Origin of the sequence: Alteromonas sp. CI.11.F.A3, assembly GCF_032925565.1 — a bacterium.
GTDB lineage: Bacteria > Pseudomonadota > Gammaproteobacteria > Enterobacterales > Alteromonadaceae > Alteromonas.
The window spans coordinates 4,139,789-4,163,467 of record NZ_CP136708.1 but is presented as its reverse complement, the minus strand read 5'-3'; the positions used below and the strand labels follow the sequence as shown (position 1 = coordinate 4,163,467).

Genomic DNA, 23,679 nt, shown 5'->3' with positions numbered 1-23,679 from the left:
ATTTGCGCGCGATAAAACAATTCAAACAAAATTAAGACCGTTAACCCTGCCTTAACCCTCGTTATGACATGCTAAATTCATGGTAGGCAATAATCGAATTTCAATGATCGGGTTACGTAAAACTTCATTCATACCACTTATGGCAATTGTACTCACGGGGTTGAGCGCTTGTGCTAGTCACCAAGACCCTTCGTTAAGCGAGACGGCTTCTGAGATGACGGGAGACGGCATAATCTGGCAAGCACAATCAGATGAAGCTGTTTCAGCCACGGCATTAACCGATTTAGTTGCTGTGGAGGGGTTACAAAGTTACATTGATGAAGCACTTAAAAACAACGCCAACTTGCAACAAACCCTGATTACACTGCGAAAAGCGCAGGTCGCCATTGCTTCGGCAGAGGCTGCAGATAACCTTAATGTGGATGCAAATTTTTCAGGAAGTAAAACCGAAAACAGTGATGAAAATTACTCGGCAGGCGTTACCGTCAGTTGGGAGTTAGACCTGTGGCAAAAAATCAGTGATAGCGTAACGGCCGCCAGTTTTGATGCATCCAGCGCTCGCGCCGCTTACCAGTCATCCCGTGATGCGTTAGTGGCCAGTGTTATTCGAAGCTACTTAGATATTATTACCCAGCAACAACTTCTTGCCATTGAACATGAGCGCTTAAGCGTTTACGAAAATAGTGAAGGTATTATTTTAACACGCTATCGCACTGGGTTAGGTACGTTAGATGACTTAGACAATGCGCAAACTAGCAGCGCAACAACCCGAGCCTCAATCGCGCTTTATGAAAACAGTATAAGTACCGCAAAGCGCACTTTGGCGGTCTTGCTAGGCCGTCAAGATCAGTACTTGTCTGATTTCCCTTCAGTGACTGAGTTTCCAGAAGTGCTGGAGCCTTTAATCAACTTACCAGAACAAGATCTTGCCCGACGTCCAGATTTACAAGCCGCGTATTACAATATAAAGGCCAGTGAAGCGAACGTGAAAGTGGCTTATAAAGCGTTGTTGCCCAGCATTAGCCTATCTGCTGCTCTCACCGACAATGGCACTACACCGTCTCAGTCGTTATTAACAAATCCGTTGTGGAGCTTATTGGGTCAAATTACCGCTCCTTTGTTCCAAGGCGGCGCACTAAGAGCACAAATTGATGATGCCGAGTTAACCGCGTTAAATAGCTGGTGGCAATACCGTGAAACACTCTTAAACAGTGTTCAAGAAGTACAAGATGCTTTGGATAACGAGAAAGCGTTTACACAACGTCAGCACTACATCGATATTGCCTATCAGAAAGCGCTAAGTAGTGCGGATACTTTTTCCGGCCAATACCGCCAAGGATTGGTAGATATTTTAGATTTGTTGTCAGTTTACGACACCACTTTCAATTTGCAGGCGCAGCGCGTCGAGCTTCAATATTCTCAGCTAAGTAATCGTATTGATTTAGGCCTTGCCCTAGGCCTTGGAGTATCACAATGAATAAGAAAAAAGTTATCGTTACCTTCGCAGCAGCAATGACCATTGTTATTGCTGTCGTTTTTACCATGAGTCAAATGGGCGATGAGGGCCCTAGCATAGGTGGAAAACGCGGTAAGGGCCCAAGATATGGTGGTGGTGGCCAAGTTGTTCAAAGTGAAGAGCGTGGTGGCGAGCGCACTAAGACTGCTAACCGAGAGGGCGGCGCACCTACGGGTGATCGCACAACTGCGCGTCTTGAAAATCAAGGCGAAAGTGAAAGGCCAGCGAAAGGTTCGCAGAATACTCTTCAAGCTCAGCAAACTGTATCGAGTCGCAGCAGTGCAGTAGATATTGCAGAAGTGGGTGTGGTTAATGTCACGCCAGCTAGCTATCACGCAAAGGTAAAAGGCTATGGGCAAGCCAGCGCCACTCATGTATTGACCTTATCAGCGCAAGTGAGTGGTCAAATTACACGGTTGTCATCACAATTTGAGACCGGAGCGTTGTTGTCGCAAGGGGAGGTGTTGGCCTATGTAGACGATACCGATTATCAACAAGCATTAGCGTCAGCCGAAGCGACGTATGAAGCGGCCTATGTGGCACTTGAAGAAGAGCGCCTTCAGGGGGTACAAGCGCAAGATGAATGGATACGTTCAGGCTTATCCGGTGAACCTGAATCTGAATTAGTGCTACGTGCACCACAGCTAAAATCAGCTCAAGCAGCGCTGCGCGAAGCACAGCAAAATGTAAAAGCAGCAAAGCGTGATTTAGCGTTTACTAACATAACTGCACCTTTTGATGCGCTAGTAGTCAGCCGCAGCATTCAGCCAGGAAGTTATGTACAGGTGGGGACAGAAGTTGCCAGCTTGTATTCTGCTAATTTAGCCGAAATATCTATTCCACTTTCACCCAGCCAATGGGCGCAACTGCCAGATGCGACAGTGGGTGAAAAGCCCGGTTGGAAGGTCACGCTAATCGACACAACAGGTGCCCATCAATGGCAAGCCAGTATCGAACGAATTGAGCTTCATCAAGATGAAGATACGCGTCAACGTAGAGCTATTGCGGTAGTTGAGAATCCGTTAACCCTAGCGAGTCCACTGTATTTCGGTACATTCTTAGTCGCTGATATTGAGGGTAGAGCGCTAGATAACGTATGGAAAGTCCCGTCGTCAGCCATATCGCAAAAGCAAGAAGTATGGTTTGTTGAGCCAGAAAGAAATGTACTGAATAAATTTACCCCGACCGTATTGTTTGAGTATGAAGGATACGCTTACATTGAACCGCTAGTTGGCAGCACGCAGGCACAAATTGTGGCACGTCCACTTAGCAATTACCTTGTGAACACCCCAGTAACGCCTGTTGTTGAGGAAAGCGCCGATGAATAGTCACAAAGGCATAATTGCATGGTTTGCGCAAAATTCAGTGGCAGCAAACTTGTTGATGGTCGGTCTTATCGTGCTTGGTATGGTGTCATACGGCGATATTAGAAAAGAAGCCTTTCCCAGTATGGAGCCAAGGTTTGTCACTATCTCTATGGTTTATGATAGTGGTGATGCAGAGCAAGCCGAAGAAGGCATTGCGATTAAAATTGAAAACGCCTTGGAAGCGGTCCCAGGTATCAAGCGTATTACTTCAACGTCTAACTCGAACGGCGCCAGTGTTCAGGTAGAAAAAGAAACCAATTACGACTTAGATGTACTGTTTAATGATGTAAAAACAGAAGTCGATAGCATATCAAATTTACCTTCTGACGCCGAAAACGCCATTATCGATAAGGCCACCCGTGAAGAGCATGTGATTTGGGTACAGCTTTACGGTGATGCAACGCATGCACAGCTACAGTATTTAGGCGAGCAATTAGAGCGTGACTTGTTAGCCAAAGACGACATTCGTGATGTAAAAGCGGGAAGTTTTGTCGACCCCATGATGTCGATAGAAATTGATGAGGCGAAGCTGCAAGCTTACGGTTTAACCTTATCTGATGTTGCTTCTCGTATTAACGAAGAATCATCTACAGCATTAACCACCAGTTTACGTAACGAAGAAAAAGTCATTCGCTTAAAAGCGTCTGAGCAAGCTTATTATGCTGCAGACTTTGCCAAAATTCCCCTTGTTACTAGTGCAGGTGGTGCAGTGTTAACGGTGGGTGATGTTGCTGAAGTAACCGACACGTTCGCCGACGATAGCTACTCATTGGCTAGATACAATGGCCAAAATGGGTATGGCTTACAAATATTAATGGACAAATACGGTGATGTCACCGACATGGTGGTACAAGCGCATGCCGTGGTAGATGACTGGCATGAAAGAGGTGTGCTTCCCGAAGGTGTAGAGCTTGAAACCTGGTATGACAGAAGCACGCTTATTACTGAACGCTTAGACTTACTTACCAGTAACGCCCTAATGGGTATTGTGCTGGTGTTTATTACCCTAGCGATATTTCTTAATCTGCGGGTCGCGTTTTGGGTAGCGGCAGGTTTGCCGTTTATTTTCTTTGGCACGCTGTATTTCATGACCGACTCTTACACCGGCATGACGTTAAACGAAATGACAACCTTCGGCTTTATTATGGCGTTAGGTATTGTGGTGGATGATGCAGTCGTGGTGGGTGAGAGTGTGTATTCCACTCGGCAACGGTACGGCGACACCTTAGCCAATACTATTGAAGGCACACGTAAAGTGGCTGTGCCTACCATCTTTGGGGTACTGACCACGGTAGCAACCTTTTTCGCCTTGTCGAACGTATCAGGCGGCTTAGGCACGCTTTATTCGCAGTTTGGTACTATCGTCACCCTTTGCCTTTTATTGTCGGTCGTGGAATCTAAATTAATTTTACCGTCGCACTTAGCCCATTTACCGACGAAGAAAACACCTAAAAAAGGCATTGCTGGGTGGTGGGGCAAAGTACAAAACGGTGCCGATAGAGGACTAAATTGGTTTAATGAGAAGCTCTATCAGCCTGCGTTGAGTGCGACAATTGCGTATCGCTATGCCGCGGTATTGTTATTTATAACACTGTTTATTGTGGTCATGAGTTTGCCGCTTACCGGTGTAGTGCGAGTCGGATTTTTCCCTAGCATGCAAGGGGATACCGTATCGGCCAATATGGCGCTTTTTAGCGATGCAAGTTTTGGTCAAACCGAACGTAATTTATTGCGTTTAGAAAATGCCGCGCTAGAGGCAGATAAGCAGCTAGTGGAAGAAAAGGGCGCTGATGAGAGCGGTTTAAAAAGCCTGCAAGTGACGGCTAATGGCGATCAAAGTGGCACTATTATTATTTCATTGGCCGAGGCTCAGCCATACACCCTTGACGAATTGGCAGCACGCTGGACTGCACTAAGTGGCAATTTAGAAGCCGTGAAAAAACTAAAAATTCAAGCCCGTCGCGAAATGGTGGATGCGTTTAAAGTAGAGTTGAAAAGCATTGATGATGCAACACTTACCGCTGCCAATATGGCCTTCCAAGAAGCGCTGGCTGACATTGATGGGGTATTTGGTGTTGAAAGCTCTCTCACCCCTGGTGAAGCCATGATGCGCTTCGAACTGACCCCAGAAGGCCGTGCCATGGGCATGGACACACAAAGTTTATCGCAACAGTTATTAAAAGCCTTTGGCGGTGAAATAGTACAGCGCTATTTACGCAACAAAAATGAAGTGAAAGTGCGTGTGCGTTATCCTGAAGAAGACCGCATGGACCCCTCTGATGTTATGAATACGCGGGTTCGTTTAGACGATGGCACGGTTGTCCCATTAAGTGTAATTGCGACCATGACCCCTGATGTGCAACAAAAGCAGGTGGTACGTATAGACGGGCTTAGGGCGTTAACCGTTAGTGCATCAGTAGATAGCGATGTGATAACCGCTACCGAATTAGTCAACCTCTTAAACGAAAGTTTTGTCCCTACTTTGTCTCGTCAATATCAAGATTTGTCGTTACATTTTGCCGGTGAAGCAGAGCAGCAAGAAGAAACACAAAGCTCAATGGAAAGTGTGTTTATATTGGCGCTCATCTCTATTTATGCCTTGCTTGCTATTCCGCTTAAGTCTTACATTCAGCCGCTTATTATTATGACGGCTATTCCGTTTGGTATTGTTGGCGCGGTGTTAGGACATTGGAGTAATGGCTTGATGCTGAGCATACTGTCACTAAACGGAATTTTGGCATTAAGCGGTGTAGTGGTGAATGATAGCTTATTGCTGGTATCGCGATACAATGCGTTAAAAGAAGCGGGTATGCGTGTGCAAGAAGCGGTAGTAGAGGCATGTTCTAGCCGCCTTCGCGCCGTTTTGCTGACCTCAATAACGACCTTTTTAGGTCTGTATCCCATATTGGGCGAAACCTCTATTCAAGCACAGTTTTTAATACCTGCAGCAGCATCGTTAGGCTATGGAATTTTGTTTGCTACCGCCATTACACTAGTATTAATTCCGGCATTGCTGTTAATTTATGAAGATGTAGCGAAGCTAGGCAAGAAAACCAAAGACGCTGCCATGCAAGTGACGGGTTAAACTTAGGTGAAAACAATGAATCGGGTGTTGTTAGTTGAAGATGATATTGGATTGGCTGGCAACGTCCTAGACTACTTGGAGTTAGAGGATATGCAGTGCGATCACGCCAGCAATGGGGTGGCTGCGTTGCAATTCATTAATCAGTATCAATACGACGTACTCGTGCTTGATATCAACTTGCCGCGTTTAGATGGTTTTAGCGTTTGCGAGCGTATGCGCAACGATGGTAACGACACGCCGGTTATTATGCTGACAGCGCGTGACCAGCTTGAAGATAAGCTCACTGGTTTTAAAAAAGGCGCTGACGATTATTTAATTAAGCCTTTTGCCATGGCTGAACTCGTCGCAAGGGTAACTGCTCTAGCAGGTCGGCGATCTGCGCAGGTAAATCAAACCGCTATGGGTAATGTGACACTTAACATGAATACGCAAGAGGCTCATGCAAATGGCAACCTTATTAAACTTAGCCCTATCACCTATGCACTGCTTAAAAAACTGTTGTTAGCCAAAGGGGAAGTGGTTAGCCGAGAACGGCTTATTGAAGCAGCTTGGAAAGATAGCGCGCCGGAAAGTAATGTGCTTAAAGTGCACATGCATCATTTACGAAAAAGTTTAGAACAGGTGAATGCCTCTATTTCGGTGCTAAGTAAGCCAAACAGTGGTTTTTACCTCACTGAGGACGGCTGATATGGTTAAAGGCTTACACCTGAGTTTACGTCGCTATGTGTTGTGGACCTTGCTTGCCGTGGGGAGTGTGCTGATTACCTTGTTTTCAATGTTTTCCTCTGAACGCTTTTTTCAAGGTATGGACGGTATGTTACGCGGTACCATGGTAAGGATGGCAAGCAACACCGAATTAGTTGGTAAGTCGCCACAGCGTGTTTTGAATTTCTACATCAGTACCGAATTTGACCAACAACCAGAAGAAATTCTTGCGTCATTCAAGCAAGATGAGCTTATACCTTTTGTTTTAGTTAAAGATTTAAAGCGTGATTGGTTTTTTACGCGCCCATACGCCGCACGATTTTTGGTGATGGTGCCACTTGAAAGCGGCGAGGTAAGGTATATTTCTCAAGTGTTTGGCGAGCCCAAAGGACGTGGTCGTCGGCCGGTGTGGTTAAGCCATGAACTGGTAAGTATCATTATTGGAGTAGGTGCACTGGGCGTGTTCGCAATCGTATTGTTGCTTATCATGCGAAGCGTGACCAAGCCCGTAGAAATGCTTCAGGATTGGGCGGCGGCGCTAGATGAAAAGCAACTTGATGCACCTATCCCAAGGTTTCGCTACAAAGAGCTCAACGCGCTTGCGTCACTGATACACAACAGCCTGCAAAGCGTGAAACAAACCCTAGAGCGAGAGCGTACTTTTGTTAATCACGCCAGTCATGAGTTGCGTACTCCCATTGCGGTTATTCGAAGCAGCACGGAATTGCTACAGCGTGTTTTAGAAAAAGAGCAACTACAACATCAATCACATACAATTGGCAGTAAAGGAACAAATGCCTTAATGCGGATTGATAACGCCTCTAAAACAATGACCGATTTAACCGAAACTTTATTGTGGTTAGCACGCGAAGACAGTCAACCTTTGCCTCATCATCCCGTGGACATTGCTACCATGGTTGATCAACTTTGTGATGACTTGAGATACTTATTAAAAGGAAAAACCGTCACCGTCGATGTGAATGTGCTAAGTACGACACTGTATCTGCCCGACACGGCGAGTAGAATAATTATTGGAAATGTTATCCGAAATGCCTTTCAACATACCGACAGTGGTGTAGTGTCTATTTCACTAAATGACACTACCTTAACCATCGAGAACCATGAGTTAAAATACAGCCAGAACCTAAACGAGAATGACGCAGAGGCTTCGTCACTATCTAACGTTGAGGATAATGGTTACGGGTTGGGACTTAAGCTAATTACTAAATTAACAGAACGGTTGGGATGGCAGTTCCAGGCCGGTGCGGTCGTAAATGGTTATCACGTTACACTTACTCTTAATGAACCTGAAGATACCGAAGTGCAGTCGTGAGAGCCATTTTATATACCTAGATATAAAAAAAGCGGCTAACAAGCCGCTTTTTTTAACATCGACAATTTTACCTTATCGATACAACAGTATCGGTAATTACATCCACTCTTTACTGCGATTACGCTTTTTCGGCATATAAGTCAGAAGTACGCCCAATAAAATACCTGCGCCGGCAACAATGCCGCCACGGGTGAACCAGGTGACCAGTTCATCTTTATCTGCACTTTCTACTTGCGCACTTAAGCGTTTAATATCGTTGCTTTGTTGTTCAGTATCCGTTGTGAGTTGCGTAATTTGCTGGCGCGCATCATTAAGCTGCTGGCGCAGGTTCGCATTCTCGCGTTGGGTAGTTTGTAAGCTGGTTTGGCTTTGTGCTAACTGCTCACTTAACATAGGTAGTTTTTCAGCTTGTGACATCTCTGTAGTCACATACTTTGATTCAACCCACCCCTTACGACCTTCATCATCGGTCACTTGCGTGAACTCTGCATCAGCATCACGGTCTAGCACAGTAATCGGTGTGCCTGCCTCTACAGACCCTAGAATACGGTAGTTTCGGCCTGGGCCCGTGTGTAAAAAGATAAATAAATCATCGCGAATATAGTGCGACGACGACGCTTCTAGCGTATCGCTCTCTTGAAGAGCCAGCGCTTGGCAAGAGCATGCAAAAAGGGCAACTGCTAACCACTTTCGAATCATAGGTAGTCCAAATACTCGTCTAAAACATGGAGATGGTATTGGTTGACCGCGATAAAGGCAAGTTTGTTCCACTTTTGTCTACTGGTTAATTTCATCGCAACCAGTTAACAGTGTCATTGCGAATTAGTTTGGACACAGGTAAGGTTGCATCATTATCACGTGTGCCACTGCGCAAATATGTCTGAAATTGAACTAAAATTTGTTACTCAAGATGGTGCGCATCAAGCATTTAAAGACCGCGTACTCCCTCTTTTCGAAAAAAATAATATCATCCTCATTTCCCACACCGAACTTCGGCTTGAAAACGATTATTACGATACGGTAAATCACGATTTTCAAGAAAGTAAGATGGGTTTTCGTGTACGCGGCAATAATGGCAGCTACGAGCAAACCTTAAAAACTAATGGGAAAGTCAGTGGTGGGTTACATCAGCGTGCAGAATACAACATTGATCTCAATGCACCTGAACCCGACTTAACCCTGTTTGATACCTCAGTGTGGCCTTCTAGCTGGAATATTTCCAGCATGAACAGCAAATTGGAAAAGCAATTTAGTACCCACTTTACTCGCCATGCTTATATTGTAGAGGTAGAGAAGAGTCGCGTAGAGGTAGTACTTGATTGTGGTGAAGCCGCCACTGATAAAGCGAGTTCACCGATTAATGAGATTGAACTTGAGCTTCAAAGCGGCGATCTAGATAGCCTATTTATATTGGCCACTCACATTAACAGTTGCATGGATGTGAGGCTAAGTGATGTGTCTAAAGCGGCGCAAGGGTATCAGCTTCTGCACGGTTTTAACGCCAAAGTAAAACCCTTGCCAGACTTTTTGCCGCTAAATCCAAAATCGTCTACCGAAGAAGCCTTTTCAAGTGCACTTCAATTGGCTTTAGCTCATTGGCAGCACCATGAGCATGTGTTTATTGAAAGTGCCTCTATTAAAACCCTAGCAGAAGTGGCCAAGAGTGTGCGCTTGCTGTTACAAAGCGTGTCTTTGTATTTACCCGTACTACAATGCCCAGAAATGCTTGCGTTACATAAAAAGCTCATAGCTTATGCGCAGCAATGGGCCTGGCAAGACGATCTACAAAGCTTACGGTATTTATTATCTAAAAAGAGCCTGTTTCACAAAACCTTAAGCAAACACCCTGCTATTGTCAGTTATTTGCAGGGGCGTAAAGCAGGGCTGTTGCACGCCCATGACCCCGCCAGTTTATTTTTCGACAGCATGGCGACCGATATTAAACTGCAAGCTATCGACTTAATTAACGCAAAACCATGGCGTAGAGAAGCCACAGGGTATGATTTGCTGGTTTTAGATCATGCCAAAGGGTGGTTATCTCAGGGATGGCAAACGGTGCAGCAAAGTATGCCAGCCAATAAAGCCATGGGCCCCGCCAACTACACCTTAGTAGAGGTAGTACTTCGACAAACTTTGTGGAGCGGTTTTCTACTTGGGGATTTGTTTTTAGAAGAGCGGGGTAACTTTAGAGCGCCTTGGTTAGATTTGTTAACCGGTATTGAGGAACTCAATGCGCTGTTAATGCTTCGCCAAGCCGTACAAGATTCCGAATTAGAAACGCAAGACGAACTTAGCAAGTGGACAAGCAGCAAGCTGACCGTGCTCGTAAAAGTGATGGAGCGAACCCGCGCTGTGGCATTAGAACGAGATATTTACTGGTAATGTTGCCAAGTAAATCGCGAACAAGGATGTAGTAAGGTGAAAGCAGATATAGTGTATGACTACGCCCTTTATGCGGCGCTGTTTTTCTATTTTATTGTGGTAGCCAGGTTTGTTTATTATCGTCAGCGCATACCTCAAGGGCGTTGGCTAGCGGCTGCCATTCTGTGCTGGCCTGTTTTCATGTTAGATGAGTGGATGCGGTTATGGCAGTTAACCCAACTGGCGCCTCTGTATGGGTTGTCAGACGTATTTGCGGTACTGCTAATGACGTGTAGCTATAGAATGGTTAAACCCATGTTATTAGCTTACCCGTCTAAACGTTCTCGATTGTGGGTGCCTTTTTGGGTAATGGCCGTGCTGCAATTAACTATTTTGCTTATCCCCACCGAAGACAAGCTATTGTGGCTAGAAGCCTCTCCGAGTGGCGAGCCATTAATGCTATGGCCAGCTTATTTAGCCTCGTTAACAACGGGGTTCTGCGTGTTGCTCATTGGTATTCTCATCACTGAACACATTCAAATGTATCATAGGCATTTACCCGAACAGGCGGTTGATGTTCAAGAGTTTCGCGTACCAAGACTTGCCAGCGTCATGGCAAATACGGTTGTTGTGGCGTTTGCCAGTATTTTGCTGGTGACTGCTGCCACCTTTGGCTTTTTTACCGTGCCTTTTTGGGAAAGCCTACATCATACGGCCCTCGGCGTTTCTCTGCTTGTGGTGCTATTTAGCCTTACTTTTCCTAGGGTAACGTCACCGTCGCCTTTAGATTACGAGCGGCTGGATGAAGGCGCGGTAAAGCCAGCTGAATTGCGAGCGGTCATTGGTCAAGCTAAGCGCACCATGATTGATGGTAAAAACTACAAGAAGCTTGGGCTAACATTGAAAGACTTTAGCGATGAGGCAGGAGTCGAACCCACCACGTTAGCGATTGCCTTGCACTTAGAACTTAAGAAAAACTTTCGCGGCTTTGTGTATCAGTACCGGCTGGACTACGCCAAAAATGTACTGCTGCGAAGTGATGCCAAAATAGCGAAAGTGGCAAAACGCTTAGGTCTTAATTCTGAAAAGTTTTTAGGCGATGTGTTGGTAAAGCATTTCCGCAGCTCTCAAGAGACACGCTAGTTTAACAGCCTCTATTTATCCAACCGACATCACCATGCTAAACGTAAAGTTAGCTAAACGCGTTATAAAGCACCTGCTGGGTAAAGGTTTTACGCAAGTAGAACCCACGAGGGCGCGTTTTGATTCGCTCGCCTTGCGGACCTAAGGCATCAGTTAATACTTTGCCGCTGGCAGCCTTAGGGCGAAGGTGCAACGCCTCGCCTTGTCGAGAAGTGATTGATTCTACATGCCCTGTCAGTATTTGCTCTGTAAGCTCTTCCCAGTCTTGTTTTAATATCGCATCTTCTAGTGCACTCGGCTGCCAATAAAACGCACTGGCGACTCTGCGCTGCGCCAATGGAATGCGCCTGTCTCCCTCAATAGGTAACCACAGCACTTGTTGAATTTTGTTGCGTACATTGCTTGTTTCCCACGTTAACCCTGGCTGCATCAACAAGGGGGCATAGCAAACATAGGTGGTTTCAAGGGGCATAAAATTGGCATCGATGGGAATAGTTTTAAGTTCAATACCCAGCTCTGGGAAGTCTTGCTGAGGTTTAGATCCGGCACTGGCCCCTAACCAACGTTCAATCAACATACCTGGCCAGCCTTTATGACGCTGTAAATTTTCTGGTATGGCAACGTCAGCCATGTGGGCTAATTCTCCCAAGGTTAAGCCCGCAATGGCGTCACAGCGTGCTAATAACGCAGTTGAATTTTCAGGTGGAGACTCGGGTGGACGCATAGTTCAGCTCAGTAATTTTCTATAAGGAAAGCATGAATTTCGATTAATGCTTTGAATGGTGTATATATTATGGAAGAATGCAGAGATATAAAAGTATAGTGTGCCCGGGAGTCTATGTGATAGATGCCGATGGATTCCGTGCGAATGTGGGCATAGTGATTTGCAACAAAATGGGTCAAATATTTTGGGCAAGGCGTTATGGTCAACATTCATGGCAGTTCCCTCAAGGCGGAATTGATGAAGGGGAATCTGCCGAACAAGCTATGTACCGCGAGCTGCACGAAGAAGTGGGACTGACACCGAAAGATGTCACCATTTTAAGTGTTACACGTAACTGGCTTAGATATAAGCTTCCTAAGCGATTAATTCGTCAGGGAAGTAATCCGGTCTGTATAGGCCAAAAACAAAAGTGGTTCCTGCTGCAGCTTGACTGTAATGAGCGGGACGTGAATGTATTGAAAACAGGGCACCCAGAATTTGATGATTGGCGTTGGGTGAGCTATTGGTATCCAATTAGAAATGTCGTGTCGTTCAAGCGAGACGTCTACCGTCGGGTTATGAAGGAATTTTCCCCTGTTGTAATGGCTGCTCAACAGCGTCCACAACAGCGCCATAATACGTCGTCGCAAAAGCGCGGTAAAAAGCGCAGGCGAGGCTAGGCGAACGAGCAAAGTATAGGGAGTAGCGATTGGACACTCAGGGTCACAAAGGCGCAATGTTAACCACGCTTAAACGTATCGTGCAGGAAATGAATCAAATTCCTGCGCTAGATACTGCCTTGTTTCGCCTGGCATCTCGCGTTAAACAAACGCTAGATGTCGACTCATGCTCCATATATCTAGCCGATTACGAGAAACAAACCTTTATTTTAAAGGCTACCGACGGTCTGCACCCTGATGCAGTAGAGCAAGTTCATATTGGCTTTTCTGAAGGCTTAATTGGCTTAGTCGGTCAGCGTGAAGAACCGCTCAACATTGTTAACGCCCAGCATCATCCTCGATTCAAACACTATCCTGAAGTTAAAGAAGAAAACTACAACGCTTTTTTGGGTACGCCCATTATTCACCAGCGTAAAGTGTTGGGGGTAATTACCCTGCAGCAAAGCGAAATGCGCCGCTTCAGTGAAGACGAAGAAGCTTTCTTAGTTACCTTAGCAGCACAGCTTGCGCTTGAAATTACCAATGCTGACATGCGCGGGGCACTAAACAATACCGCCAATGTGAACAGTATTGCACTGCAAAAAAATGTCTCTGGTATTGCGGGTTCGCCCGGCTTAGCTATCGGTAAAGGCTTTTCCCCTGATAAGTCACTTAATTTAAAAAACTGGGTTGTTAAACGCAGTAAAAATCCAAACGACGAAATCCAAACCTACCGCAAAGGCGTGGAAGTCACGCGCCAACACGTAGATGGATTATCGAAAAGTTTAGATGACGATATTCCTGATGACGTTAAATCCATCTTTCAGCTTTATCACCATTTGCTTGATGCCAATAGTTTAGGCCGCGAGGTAGAAGAGAAAATTAGGCAAGGGTGGGATGCTGCGTCGTCACTTAAGATGGTAGTCGAAAATTACGCCGCACGTTTTCGCGCGATGGACGACCCTTACATGCAAGAGCGTGCCATCGATATCGTCGACCTTTCAGACCGTATTCTGGCTAATATTCTTACCGAAGGCCAAGGACAAAAGCTGGTCGAAAAACTCGCCACCGAAGACAGTATTTTGGTGGCCGATGAAGTATCGGCAACCATGCTGGCAGAGTTTCCAAGAGAAAAGCTCAAAGGCATCATCTCTATCCGTGGGTCGAACAACTCTCATGCCGCTATTCTAGCAAGGGCAATGGGGGTGCCTGCGGTGATGGGGTGTCAGAATGTGTCTCCTGCACTGCTTGAGGGTAAAGAGCTTTTACTCGATGGTTATGCAGGTGAGGTAATTGTTTCCCCCGAGCGGAACATTAAAACTGAATTTATTCAGCTTATTGAAGAAGAGTCGGCAATAACCGAGCGCATAGACGCCGAAGCCGGGCAGCCTTGTGAAAGCGTAGATGGCTGTCGCATGTCGCTATATATCAATGCGGGTTTGTCTGCTGAAGCCGAGCTTAATGCTGGCCATATTGGCTCGGGTATTGGTCTGTACCGTACTGAAATTCCCTTTATGCTACGGGAGCGTTTTCCTTCTGAGCAAGAGCAAGTCGAGCTTTATCGCCAAATCTTAGAGTCGGCACCCGATTTGCCGATTACCATGCGTACCCTTGATGTGGGGGGCGATAAGCCACTACCCTATTTTCCCATCAATGAAGAGAACCCGTTCTTAGGGTGGCGGGGCATACGATTAACACTCGATCACCCTGAGATATTCTTGGTACAAGTACGGGCCATGCTAAGAGCCAGTATTGGGCTTAAAAACCTACGCATTATGCTACCCATGATATCTACGGTGGCAGAAGTGCAAGAAGCCAAGCGCTTAGTTAACCAAGCCTACTTTGAGATATGTGACGAGGTTTGTGAGTCGGGTGAAGTACTTCAGCGACCTAAGTTAGGTATCATGTTAGAAGTACCCTCGGTATTGTATCAACTGCCGCAGCTTGCGAAACACGTAGATTTCTTCTCGGTGGGCAGTAACGATTTAACCCAATACTTGTTGGCGGTAGACAGAAACAACACCCGTGTGGCAGGGCTGTACAACAGCTACCATCCAGCGGTATTAGCTGCACTCTACGACATTGTGCAGCAATCAAACGAGAACCAAATCCCTGTGACCATCTGCGGCGAGATTGCCGGTGAACCGGCAGGTGCTATTTTATTAATGGGCATGGGGTATCGTCGTTTAAGTATGAATGCGTTCAATATTCGAAAAATTAATTGGCTTATTCGTAAGGTTTCGCTGGCGGAAAGCAAACAGCTTCTTTCTCTCGCGTTAACGTCGCAAAGCCATGAACAAGTATTCGGTCATTTAAACGAATATTTAGAGACAAAAGGCTTAGGTGGGTTAATACGGGCGGGTGCGTAAAATAGGCATGGCGCTAGCAGTGTAAATGCTAGATTCTGCTGTGTGATAAAGGATTTTGAATGGAACCGTTAACCATCATTTTTGTGAGCTGCTTAGTCCTTGGCGTGATCGTCGGGTTATTAGCAGGAATGTTAGGTATAGGTGGTGGTCTTATCATCGTTCCTGTACTCTCCTACTTACTGATTCACTTTGCTGGTATGACCGTTGAGACTGTGATGCCGGTGGCCATAGCTACCTCACTTTCTACCATTATTTTTACGGGCATGTCGTCTGCGTTCGCACACTATCGCTTAGGTAATATCCATAAACCAACAGTGCTTTATACTGGGTTTGGTATAGCAATAGGTGCTATCTTAGGGGCGCAAATTGCCAGTCATATTTCCGGTGCGCTATTAAAAGATATCTTTGCGGTTCTGGTTATTATTATTGCCGCACAAATGATATTCGGTAAGCAGAAAACATCAGACAGCGAAGCGTCACCATGGGTGCTAAGTTGCGTAGGTTGTGGCACAGGTTTAATTAGCGCTCTGATGGGTATTGGTGGTGGCGCTTTGTTAGTGCCAGCCTTAGTCTGGTTCAGAATTAATATAAGATTGGCGATTGGTTGCGCGGCATTTAGTGGCTTGTTAATCGCAATATTTGGCACCGCCAGTTTTGTTGCTGCAGGGTGGCAGCAAGCAGGTATGCCACAGTGGAGTTTAGGTTACGTATATTTGCCCGCCACAGCAGGTATTGTCACCACATCAATATTTACCGCAGGTATTGGCGCAAAGCTGGGCCAGCGGGTTAATACTCGAGTTTTAAAAGCAATGCTAGCGTGTTTGTTAGTGTTGGTAAGTATCAAAATGTTTGTAGGAATTAATTAAGCGTATGGCTGAAAGCAGTTATTTGGTTTTTCCCAGTATAGACCCTATTATTTTTAGCCTCGGGCCATTAAGTGTCCGTTGGTACGGCATGATGTACCTCGTTGGTTTTATTGCCGCATATTTGCTAGCGCAGAAGCGTTTGTCTCGTACTGAATGGACGCGAGATCAACTAAGTGATTTATTGTTCTGGAGCTTTGTTGGTGTGATTTTAGGTGGTCGCATTGGCTATGTGTTCTTCTATCAGTTTGGCATGTTTCTAGAAAATCCCCTCTACCTGTTTAAAATATGGGCCGGAGGTATGTCGTTCCATGGCGGACTTGTTGGCGTATTAGTGGCCTTAATGTGGCAGGCTAAGCGAATGAAAACCACGTTTTTACGTTTAGGTGATTTCGTGGCTCCCTTAGTGCCCATTGGCTTGGGCGCAGGACGCATTGGAAACTTCCTTAACGCTGAATTATGGGGCCGTACCACTGATGTGCCTTGGGCAATCATTTTCCCAAGTGCCGGTAATGTGCCTCGCCATCCTTCCCAGTTATATGAATTTGCCTTGGAAGGCGTATTATTGTTTGTTATTTTATGGCTTTATTCTGCTAAACCTCGACCGGTTGGCGCGGTAAGTGGTGTCTTTTTACTTGGCTATGGGAGTTTCCGTTTTATCGTGGAGTACTTTAGAGAGCCAGATGCTCACATTGGTTTATACCAAATGGGGCTAAGCCAAGGGCAGCTATTATGTTTACCTATGATTGCATTAGGCATAGGGCTATTAGTGCGCGCCTACACCCGCCAACAGCAACAAATTAAACAATAAATAAGAAGAAAGATGAAAGAATATCTCGCATTGATGCGCCATGTACGTGATACAGGTGTAAAAAAGGAAGACCGCACTGGAACCGGTACGTTAAGTGTATTTGGCTATCAAATGCGGTTTGATTTACAACAAGGCTTTCCGTTAGTTACCACTAAAAAATGCCACCTTAAATCTATTATTCACGAGCTGCTATGGTTCTTGAAAGGCGAAAGTAACATCGCTTATTTGAAAGAAAATGGCGTGAGCATTTGGGATGGTTGGGCAACAGAAGAGGGCGAATTAGGCCCTGTCTACGGTAAGCAGTGGCGCAGTTGGGACAATGGCGATGGTACAACTATCGATCAGATAGCCGATGTGATTGACCAAATCAAGACCAATCCAGATTCTCGCCGTCTTATTGTCAGTGCATGGAATCCGTCTGTATTGCCAGATACACAATATTCGCCAAGTGAAAATGCGAGTATGGGTAAGCAAGCATTGCCACCGTGTCATACCATGTTTCAATTCTATGTGCTTGATGGCAAATTGAGTTGTCAGCTATATCAGCGCAGCGGTGATATTTTCTTAGGTATTCCTTTTAATATTGCTAGCTATGCCTTACTCACTATGATGATCGCCCAAGTATGTGACCTAGCGCCGGGTGATTTCATTCTGACATTGGGTGATGCGCATTTATACAGTAATCATCTAGAGCAAGTTGACCTGCAATTAAGCCGAGAGCCTTTTGCGCCGCCCGTTATGGAATTAAACGAAAGCGTGAAAGACATTTTTGATTTTTCATTTGAGGACTTTACGCTTAAAGGCTACCAGTCTCACCCTCACATAAAAGCACCCGTCGCAATATAAGGAGGTTTTGTGTCTACACCTATTCTTATATGTGATGATTCAGGCTTTGCGCGACGTCAGATGGCGCGCAGTATCCCAGATAGTTGGGACGTAGAGATTTCATTTGCCGGTAATGGACAAGAAGCCCTTGAGGTTATCCGTGCTGGTAAAGGCGATGTGGTCTTTCTTGACCTGAATATGCCCGTCATGGACGGCTATGAAACCATGGAAGCCATTCGCAAAGAAGACTTACCTTGCTTAGTTATCGTGGTGTCAGGGGATGTACAAGCACAAGCGCGAGATCGAATGTTGGCTTTAGGTGCTATCGATTTTATTCGTAAACCTATTGATAACGAAAAGCTCACTAACATTCTATCTTCTTACGGTATCTATAGTGGCGTTTCTACAGCAATACAGCGAGAAGCGGTTGCAAGAGACACCGATGCATCATCGTTGGACGATAAGCTAGATGCTTATCGAGAAATGGTGAATATCGCTATGGGCCGAGCTGGTGAAAGCCTAGCACAACTTATGGGCGAGTTTGTCGACCTGCCTATTCCCAATGTTAATTTGCTAGAAAGTAATGAACTGTCGATGGCCATCGCCGAGATAAATCGCAACGACTGTGTTTCAGCAGTGTCGAAAGGTTTTGTCAGTGCTGGAATTCGCGGTGAAGCGCTGGTTATCTTCAACGATACTAATTCGCAAAACATTGTTGAGTTACTAAAATATAATGCCCATCAGTCTACGGGCAGCTTAGAGCTTGAAGCATTAATGGATGTGTCGAATATTTTAATCGGTGCATGCCTAAATGGACTGTCTGAACAACTAAACGTGTCATTTAGTCATACGCTTCCTGTATTACTCGGTCGACATCAAGGGCTAGCTGCGTTACTTAACGACAATGTTAAGAAGTGGGGCAAGGTAATGGCAATCGAAATTGGTTACGCCATTAAAGCCAGAGATATTGCATTCGATTTATTACTCCTGTTTCCCGATGAAGCGATGAACCATATTTATGGGCGTTTAGTGGATGTAGAAAAGGAGGCTTCATAATGATTTCACTGGCTGCAGGTGGAAATTTACCCGCTGAACTGCTCGACTCCATCGAAGTGGGTATTGTTGTACTAAACCGAGATTTCGTAGTGGAAGCGTGGAATAAATTCATGGAGAACCACTCTTCAATTCTACCCCACGATATTAAAGGTACCTCCTTATTTACCCATTTTTCAGAGATTGATGAAAATTGGCTGAGGCTTAAATCAGGACCGGTCTTTAACTTAAAAAGCCCAGTATTTATTATTTGGGAACAGCGCCAATACTTATTTAAATTTGGCGGCAATAGACCTATTACCTGCCAAGCCAGTTTCATGTATCAGAACGTGACCATGTTTCCACTAATTTCTGAAACCGGTGATGTTGAGAAGTTCTGTATCGTCGTTTATGACGTAACAGACCAAGCACTTAGCAAAATTGGTATGGAAAGGCTGAATGAAGAGCTAAAAACAGCCAGCCGAATTGATGGCTTAACGGGGCTGTTTAATCGTCGATACTGGCAGGAGCGTTTTGAGCAATCTTATAAGTTAGCCAAGCGCCAAGAAAAGGCGAGTACCGCAATGATGTTAGACATCGATCACTTTAAAAAAGTGAACGATACTTATGGTCACCAAGCAGGCGATAAAGTGATTCAGATGCTGTCCGCTCTTATCACGCGCTGCGTCCGGGAAACTGATTTAGCAGGTCGATATGGCGGCGAAGAATTTGCCGTTATTCTTACCGACTCACCCGTTGAAAAGGCCGTTATAGTGGCTGAGCGTATTCGTCGTTTAGCGGAACGTTTGGTGGTAGAGCACGATGGTGAAGAAATTACTTTTACGGTGAGTTTGGGTTTAGCTGAATTCGACCCTCATAGTAAAAGCTCTATGGCTTGGCTTGAAAAAGCCGACCAAGCGCTTTACGAAGCTAAAGAAAGTGGGCGGAACAAATACTGTATTAGCGCGCTAGCCGGAGTGTAAGCAACTATTTGCAATGCAACTACATGCATAGTCTTTTTCGGTAGCTTCAAACAGAGTTGGTAGTGCGCTTATTACACCAACTCTGCGTTTACTCTCTATAACTTCAACAGAGTTAATCCTAAGGTATTTTTCAACTCTTGAAAGGTAACAGGTTTAACTAAGTGGTAGCGAATACCAGCAAGTTCAGAGGCTTTTCTGTCGTCTTTATGTGCGTTAGCCGTAATGGCAACGATGGGAATGTTTGGCTTTTTCTCTTTAATAATTTTTGCCACCTCTAATCCGCTAATATCAGGTAAATTAATATCTAACAAAATAGCGTCGTAAGACTCTTCACTGGCTTGAATGATGGCATCGTTGCCAGTGGTGACAGTTTTAGGTGAGTGACCCATGCATATCAGCATGTTTTCCAGCATTTGGGCATTGATAGGCTCATCTTCTACCACCAACACTTTGGCATGATTCACTGTTTGGTAAGCTGATTTGTTCGGTTGCGCCAAATGATGGAGTGTATCCACAATACGGTTTTTATCAACCGGCTTAACAAACGATTGCCATACTTCAAGCTGACTGTTTGCAATAACATTGGCAATATCTGGTGTAGCCGATAACACCACAATAGGTGGTGTACGTTTTCCGTAAATAGCATGCAGTGTTCGTGTAAGCTCTAAACCATCGATGCCAGGCATGTAGAGGTCGGCGAAAATGGCGGTGTATTGTAGTAACTCATCATGCAAGCTTAGTAGGTCTGAACCTGAAGCAAAACAACGGGCGGAAAACCCTTCGCTAGTAATAATGTTTTGTATATGCAGTCGAGAAATTTCTAAATCATCAACAATAGCGAAGCGCGCAGTGCTAGTATTAATTTTGGGTGTTTCGATATCGGATAAAGGCGTAATAGGAATATTGGCAACAAATTCAGTACCAATGCCCTCTTGGCTGGTAAACGAGAGGCTTCCACCTAGTTGATCAATGCTTTTTTGCACTACGGTAAGCCCGATACCAGCACCTGGAAACCGATGATCTAGCGGCTGTTCGCCACGAAAAAAGCGTTCAAAAATTTTAGGCTTTATGTCATCTGCAATGCCGAGTCCTGAGTCTCTCACTTTTATGACCAAGCAAACCTTTTTGTTTTTCACCAAGGTGGTGACATTTACATCAATAATGCCATTGGGTGTGAACTTAACGGCATTGTCTAACGTGTTGCGGATGACTTTAGATAAGTTTGTGGCATCCCCTTCAATAAAGTGGGGAACGCTATGGTTGCAATGCATCGTAAATTCGACTTTTTTCCCTCTAACCTGAACGGAGTAAGGGGCAATACATTCGTCGAGCAAACTGATAAGGTCAACCCGGCCAATGTGTTTATCTTGTTCGCTACCAATCGATAAAATATCGAGCAAGTTATTGGTTAAGTTCAATAGCCGGTAGCATGATTGTTCCGCTTGTTGAATAAGCTTTCCTTGCTGCTGCTTCATGTTAGGAATAAGTTCTAGTGCAGTAATAATGGCACTAATTGGCCCTCTAAACTCGTGGCTCATTAAGTTCAGGAAGTCGCGCTTTTCATTCTCAAGTAAGCCTTCAGATTCTTGATGTTTCGAAGAGGTATGCGCTTCTTTCTTAAGCAGACGAGTTCTATTTTGGTTAATTTTTGAGAAAACATATAGCCACAGCGCCATAAGAGAAAGTGCTAACAAGGCGGTAATCACAAACAAGCTTACTTTGAGGTTTTGAGCACTGTGGCTTAACCGATTTAAGGTAATTTGTTCTTGAAGCCGAATATCTCTAATAAGTGGCGAAAGCTGAAGCGGGGGGGATAGATAACCCGCTACTTCACTAGGGGGTAAATCAACAATCGTACGGAGCAAATACAAAGTAACTTTAACCTGCTCGGGAAGTGAAAGTGAAGTGCTTCTTTGTTGTTCGCTGATATAGGCATCTAAACTGAGTGCCTGGGTATTAAAGTCATCGAAATGCGCATCGTCAGTTAAAAAAGCATGTTGAAAGTGATACTTTGCTTCAACGGCAAGGGGCATTAACTCCCTCTGGATAGTGGCTATTTCATCTGAAGGTTGTGGCTTAGCAAGTGTCTCAATACGGTTTTCTATTTCAATGAGTGCATGATGCAGTGAGTTGCTCGCATTTAGCGATTGCGACAACGTATAGTGGGTGTGTAAAAAGTGGTATAGGTAGGCGAAAAAACACAATATTACTACGGCAAACCCTGTCGCGATGTATAAATTCCGATGCGTTGCTTCGTTTAATGGTACTTCATTCTTGCTCATAGCGACTCCATGCTACTACGCCTACTATTGGCCTATTCTTGGTTTTTTCTTAGCCGTTACTGATTTTTCACTTAGCCATTGGGCTGTCGCCAAGCCTACTACTGTATTTTAATCAGCTATCTTGAAGCCAAGTGAACGCTTATTGTATGGCTAATTTAGGCTATCCTTTTACGAACTCATTTCCTCATCATTGCTTATATGCACTGTAGTTTAACTTTAGATGGGAAATGAGTTATTGCAACGTTATTGCTCAGAAGTTTTAGATTTTTCCAAATGAGTGATTTTGTGTCGAATATTGTGTAAGAACAGCAAGCTGGGAATAACCATAAGTGCTGTAATAACAAAGAACTGGCTCCAATTACCGTCAAGGAAATCAACCACGAAACCACTACTGGATGCCACTAAGGTTCTCCCCGCTACACTTAGCGATGCCATAAGGGCGTATTGGGTGGCACTGAAAGCGCGATTACACAACAGAGAAATAAAAGCGACCATGGCCACGGTGCTCCAAGCAGCCGTAAAGCCGTCGATAATAACCGCAGCGGCCAGAAGTGTAACATCAGGCCCAGTGGTAGCAATAAGGGAAAACATAAGGTTAGAAGCCGCCATAGCAATACCGGCGGTCATTAACCCCTTGTAAATGCCGTAGCGAATGTTGACTAGCCCACCTATCAGAGAAAAGATAATGGTCACCCACCAATTGAGCAGCTTTGAGTAAGTGCCTATATCACTATTTGAAAAACCAATTTCTTTGTAAAAAACGATACTCATTCTTCCTAAGAAGGCTTCTCCAATTTTAAACAAGAATATAAACAGCAAAAAAGAGAGGGCGAGCTTGACGCCATTACGGGAGAAAAATTCTGAAAAAGGGGCCACTAAGGTTTGTTTAAACCAAAACGCTATTTTAGAAGAGCCTTCTCCGGCACTGCCCTGTGTTGGGCTCCCCACCACTTGGCTACGCAGTAAGTCACGATCTATGTCAGGCTCTTTGGCAAACACCGTGGTGACCATAAGTACAAGCATAAAAAGGGCGAGTAAGCCGTAAATATCAGGCCAATACCAGCTGCTGTTGTCTGCAATAAAAAATGGGATGGCTCCAAGTCCACCATAACCCGTCCACCAACCAGCGGTGGCTACAGATGATGCTGCCGACAAACCGTCGTTGTCATTTTCTTCAATGACATCAATTCGATAGCCATCTATCGCAATATCTTGAGTTGATGAAAAGATAGCAATGAGTAAGCCCACCAATGCTAAGTAAAACAAATGACTATTAGCAGAGAGTTGTGTCATCAACGCACAACACAGGGCAATGCCGCCTTGCATGATGAAAATCCAGCCTCGACGCTGGCCAAGAAAGCGAGGTTTTACGCGGTCAATTAAAGGAGACCAAAGAAAATTGAAGGAATAGACCGCAAAGATAGCACCAAACAAGCCAATGGCAGACCGAGATAGGCCTTCATCTTTTAACCACGCTGAAAGCACCGAACCAATCATAATCCATGGAAAACCACTGGTAATGCCAAATAGAAAAATACTAAGGTAACGTCTGTCTTGATAAGTTTTGAGAGAGTCTAACAAATGCGTTCCATGGCCAAAGCGTGATCCATTCGTATTGAGCCATGATCACGCTTCAGTTTCA

The 23,679-nt window shown here is 45.0% G+C and carries 18 protein-coding genes; 14 read left to right on the top strand and 4 right to left on the bottom strand.

Features of this window, described 5'->3' with window-relative positions; all coding sequences use genetic code 11:
- The first annotated feature begins 103 nt into the window (after positions 1-103).
- The 5 genes from R1T43_RS17845 to R1T43_RS17825 are packed head-to-tail and all read left to right on the top strand — an operon-like array spanning position 104 to position 8,006.
- Positions 104-1,477 carry a TolC family protein gene (locus R1T43_RS17845; protein ID WP_317350709.1) on the top strand — a complete coding sequence of 458 codons (1,374 nt, stop codon included), beginning with the start codon at positions 104-106 and terminating at the stop codon, positions 1,475-1,477.
- Positions 1,474-2,844, top strand: coding sequence for an efflux RND transporter periplasmic adaptor subunit (locus tag R1T43_RS17840; protein WP_317350707.1), 1,371 nt, complete (start codon positions 1,474-1,476; stop codon positions 2,842-2,844). Before R1T43_RS17845 ends, R1T43_RS17840 begins: the two co-directional genes overlap by 4 nt.
- Entirely contained in the window at positions 2,837-5,968 is a 3,132-nt protein-coding gene (locus R1T43_RS17835; protein WP_317350705.1) for an efflux RND transporter permease subunit, read from the top strand. Before R1T43_RS17840 ends, R1T43_RS17835 begins: the two co-directional genes overlap by 8 nt.
- A gap of 15 nt (positions 5,969-5,983) precedes the next feature.
- On the top strand, positions 5,984-6,655 hold the full coding sequence (locus R1T43_RS17830) for a response regulator transcription factor (protein ID WP_211069999.1): 672 nt from the start codon (positions 5,984-5,986) through the stop codon (positions 6,653-6,655).
- Position 6,656: 1 nt separating this feature from the next.
- Positions 6,657-8,006: a HAMP domain-containing sensor histidine kinase gene (locus R1T43_RS17825; protein WP_317350703.1), complete on the top strand. Its 1,350-nt coding sequence runs from the start codon at positions 6,657-6,659 to the stop codon at positions 8,004-8,006.
- Positions 8,007-8,102: 96 nt separating this feature from the next.
- On the opposite strand, the gene R1T43_RS17820 is transcribed toward R1T43_RS17825, so the two are convergent.
- Positions 8,103-8,705: a TIGR04211 family SH3 domain-containing protein gene (locus tag R1T43_RS17820; protein ID WP_231517836.1), complete on the bottom strand. Its 603-nt coding sequence runs from the start codon at positions 8,703-8,705 to the stop codon at positions 8,103-8,105.
- A gap of 177 nt (positions 8,706-8,882) precedes the next feature.
- Between R1T43_RS17820 and R1T43_RS17815 the strand changes: the two genes are divergently transcribed.
- Together R1T43_RS17815 and R1T43_RS17810 are read left to right on the top strand one after the other, a co-directional pair.
- Complete coding sequence (locus R1T43_RS17815) at positions 8,883-10,388, top strand: CYTH domain-containing protein (RefSeq protein WP_317350700.1); 1,506 nt, start codon at positions 8,883-8,885, stop codon at positions 10,386-10,388.
- 36 nt (positions 10,389-10,424) lie between these two features.
- Entirely contained in the window at positions 10,425-11,510 is a 1,086-nt protein-coding gene (locus tag R1T43_RS17810) for a DNA mismatch repair protein (protein WP_317350698.1), read from the top strand.
- 49 nt (positions 11,511-11,559) lie between these two features.
- Here the strand turns inward: R1T43_RS17810 and mutH are convergent, their stop codons facing one another.
- The gene (mutH, locus tag R1T43_RS17805) at positions 11,560-12,234 is read right to left on the bottom strand and encodes a DNA mismatch repair endonuclease MutH (protein ID WP_211069994.1); all 675 of its coding nucleotides are present in this window, start codon (positions 12,232-12,234) and stop codon (positions 11,560-11,562) included.
- A 116-nt stretch (positions 12,235-12,350) separates the two neighbouring features.
- On the opposite strand from mutH, the gene rppH reads away from it, so the two are divergent.
- The 7 genes from rppH to R1T43_RS17770 are packed head-to-tail and all read left to right on the top strand — an operon-like array spanning position 12,351 to position 19,755.
- Positions 12,351-12,893, top strand: coding sequence for an RNA pyrophosphohydrolase (rppH, locus tag R1T43_RS17800; protein WP_041453052.1), 543 nt, complete (start codon positions 12,351-12,353; stop codon positions 12,891-12,893).
- A gap of 56 nt (positions 12,894-12,949) precedes the next feature.
- Positions 12,950-15,241 (top strand): phosphoenolpyruvate--protein phosphotransferase, encoded by a 2,292-nt coding sequence (gene ptsP, locus R1T43_RS17795; RefSeq protein WP_041452591.1) that lies wholly within the window; start codon positions 12,950-12,952, stop codon positions 15,239-15,241.
- Positions 15,242-15,300: 59 nt separating this feature from the next.
- Positions 15,301-16,107 (top strand): sulfite exporter TauE/SafE family protein, encoded by an 807-nt coding sequence (locus R1T43_RS17790; RefSeq protein ID WP_211069993.1) that lies wholly within the window; start codon positions 15,301-15,303, stop codon positions 16,105-16,107.
- A 4-nt stretch (positions 16,108-16,111) separates the two neighbouring features.
- A complete protein-coding gene (gene lgt, locus R1T43_RS17785; protein ID WP_211069992.1) occupies positions 16,112-16,915 on the top strand; it encodes a prolipoprotein diacylglyceryl transferase in 804 nt (267 codons plus the stop codon).
- 12 nt (positions 16,916-16,927) lie between these two features.
- A complete protein-coding gene (locus tag R1T43_RS17780) occupies positions 16,928-17,761 on the top strand; it encodes a thymidylate synthase (RefSeq protein ID WP_057794082.1) in 834 nt (277 codons plus the stop codon).
- A 9-nt stretch (positions 17,762-17,770) separates the two neighbouring features.
- Entirely contained in the window at positions 17,771-18,796 is a 1,026-nt protein-coding gene (locus tag R1T43_RS17775) for a response regulator (protein WP_317350690.1), read from the top strand.
- Positions 18,796-19,755, top strand: a complete 960-nt coding sequence (locus tag R1T43_RS17770; RefSeq protein ID WP_317350687.1) for a diguanylate cyclase — start codon at positions 18,796-18,798, stop codon at positions 19,753-19,755. Before R1T43_RS17775 ends, R1T43_RS17770 begins: the two co-directional genes overlap by 1 nt.
- Positions 19,756-19,850: 95 nt before the next feature.
- On the opposite strand, the gene R1T43_RS17765 is transcribed toward R1T43_RS17770, so the two are convergent.
- Both R1T43_RS17765 and R1T43_RS17760 read right to left on the bottom strand, forming a co-directional pair.
- Positions 19,851-22,037 carry a response regulator gene (locus R1T43_RS17765; RefSeq protein WP_317350685.1) on the bottom strand — a complete coding sequence of 729 codons (2,187 nt, stop codon included), beginning with the start codon at positions 22,035-22,037 and terminating at the stop codon, positions 19,851-19,853.
- Positions 22,038-22,280: 243 nt separating this feature from the next.
- Positions 22,281-23,618 (bottom strand): AmpG family muropeptide MFS transporter, encoded by a 1,338-nt coding sequence (locus R1T43_RS17760; protein WP_317350683.1) that lies wholly within the window; start codon positions 23,616-23,618, stop codon positions 22,281-22,283.
- Positions 23,619-23,679: the final 61 nt, after the last annotated feature.

Excerpts from the sequence above, each read along its gene's own strand:
- R1T43_RS17845 (WP_317350709.1), top strand. The coding sequence starts at position 104 with ATGATCGGGTTACGTAAAACTTCATTCATACCACTTATGGCAATTGTA.
- R1T43_RS17840 (WP_317350707.1), top strand. The coding sequence starts at position 1,474 with ATGAATAAGAAAAAAGTTATCGTTACCTTCGCAGCAGCAATGACCATT.
- R1T43_RS17835 (WP_317350705.1), top strand. The coding sequence starts at position 2,837 with ATGAATAGTCACAAAGGCATAATTGCATGGTTTGCGCAAAATTCAGTG.
- R1T43_RS17830 (WP_211069999.1), top strand. The coding sequence starts at position 5,984 with ATGAATCGGGTGTTGTTAGTTGAAGATGATATTGGATTGGCTGGCAAC.
- R1T43_RS17825 (WP_317350703.1), top strand. The coding sequence starts at position 6,657 with ATGGTTAAAGGCTTACACCTGAGTTTACGTCGCTATGTGTTGTGGACC.
- R1T43_RS17820 (WP_231517836.1), bottom strand. The coding sequence starts at position 8,705 with ATGATTCGAAAGTGGTTAGCAGTTGCCCTTTTTGCATGCTCTTGCCAA.
- R1T43_RS17815 (WP_317350700.1), top strand. The coding sequence starts at position 8,883 with ATGTCTGAAATTGAACTAAAATTTGTTACTCAAGATGGTGCGCATCAA.
- mutH (WP_211069994.1), bottom strand. The coding sequence starts at position 12,234 with ATGCGTCCACCCGAGTCTCCACCTGAAAATTCAACTGCGTTATTAGCA.
- ptsP (WP_041452591.1), top strand. The coding sequence starts at position 12,950 with ATGTTAACCACGCTTAAACGTATCGTGCAGGAAATGAATCAAATTCCT.
- R1T43_RS17790 (WP_211069993.1), top strand. The coding sequence starts at position 15,301 with ATGGAACCGTTAACCATCATTTTTGTGAGCTGCTTAGTCCTTGGCGTG.
- lgt (WP_211069992.1), top strand. The coding sequence starts at position 16,112 with ATGGCTGAAAGCAGTTATTTGGTTTTTCCCAGTATAGACCCTATTATT.
- R1T43_RS17780 (WP_057794082.1), top strand. The coding sequence starts at position 16,928 with ATGAAAGAATATCTCGCATTGATGCGCCATGTACGTGATACAGGTGTA.
- R1T43_RS17770 (WP_317350687.1), top strand. The coding sequence starts at position 18,796 with ATGATTTCACTGGCTGCAGGTGGAAATTTACCCGCTGAACTGCTCGAC.
- R1T43_RS17765 (WP_317350685.1), bottom strand. The coding sequence starts at position 22,037 with ATGAGCAAGAATGAAGTACCATTAAACGAAGCAACGCATCGGAATTTA.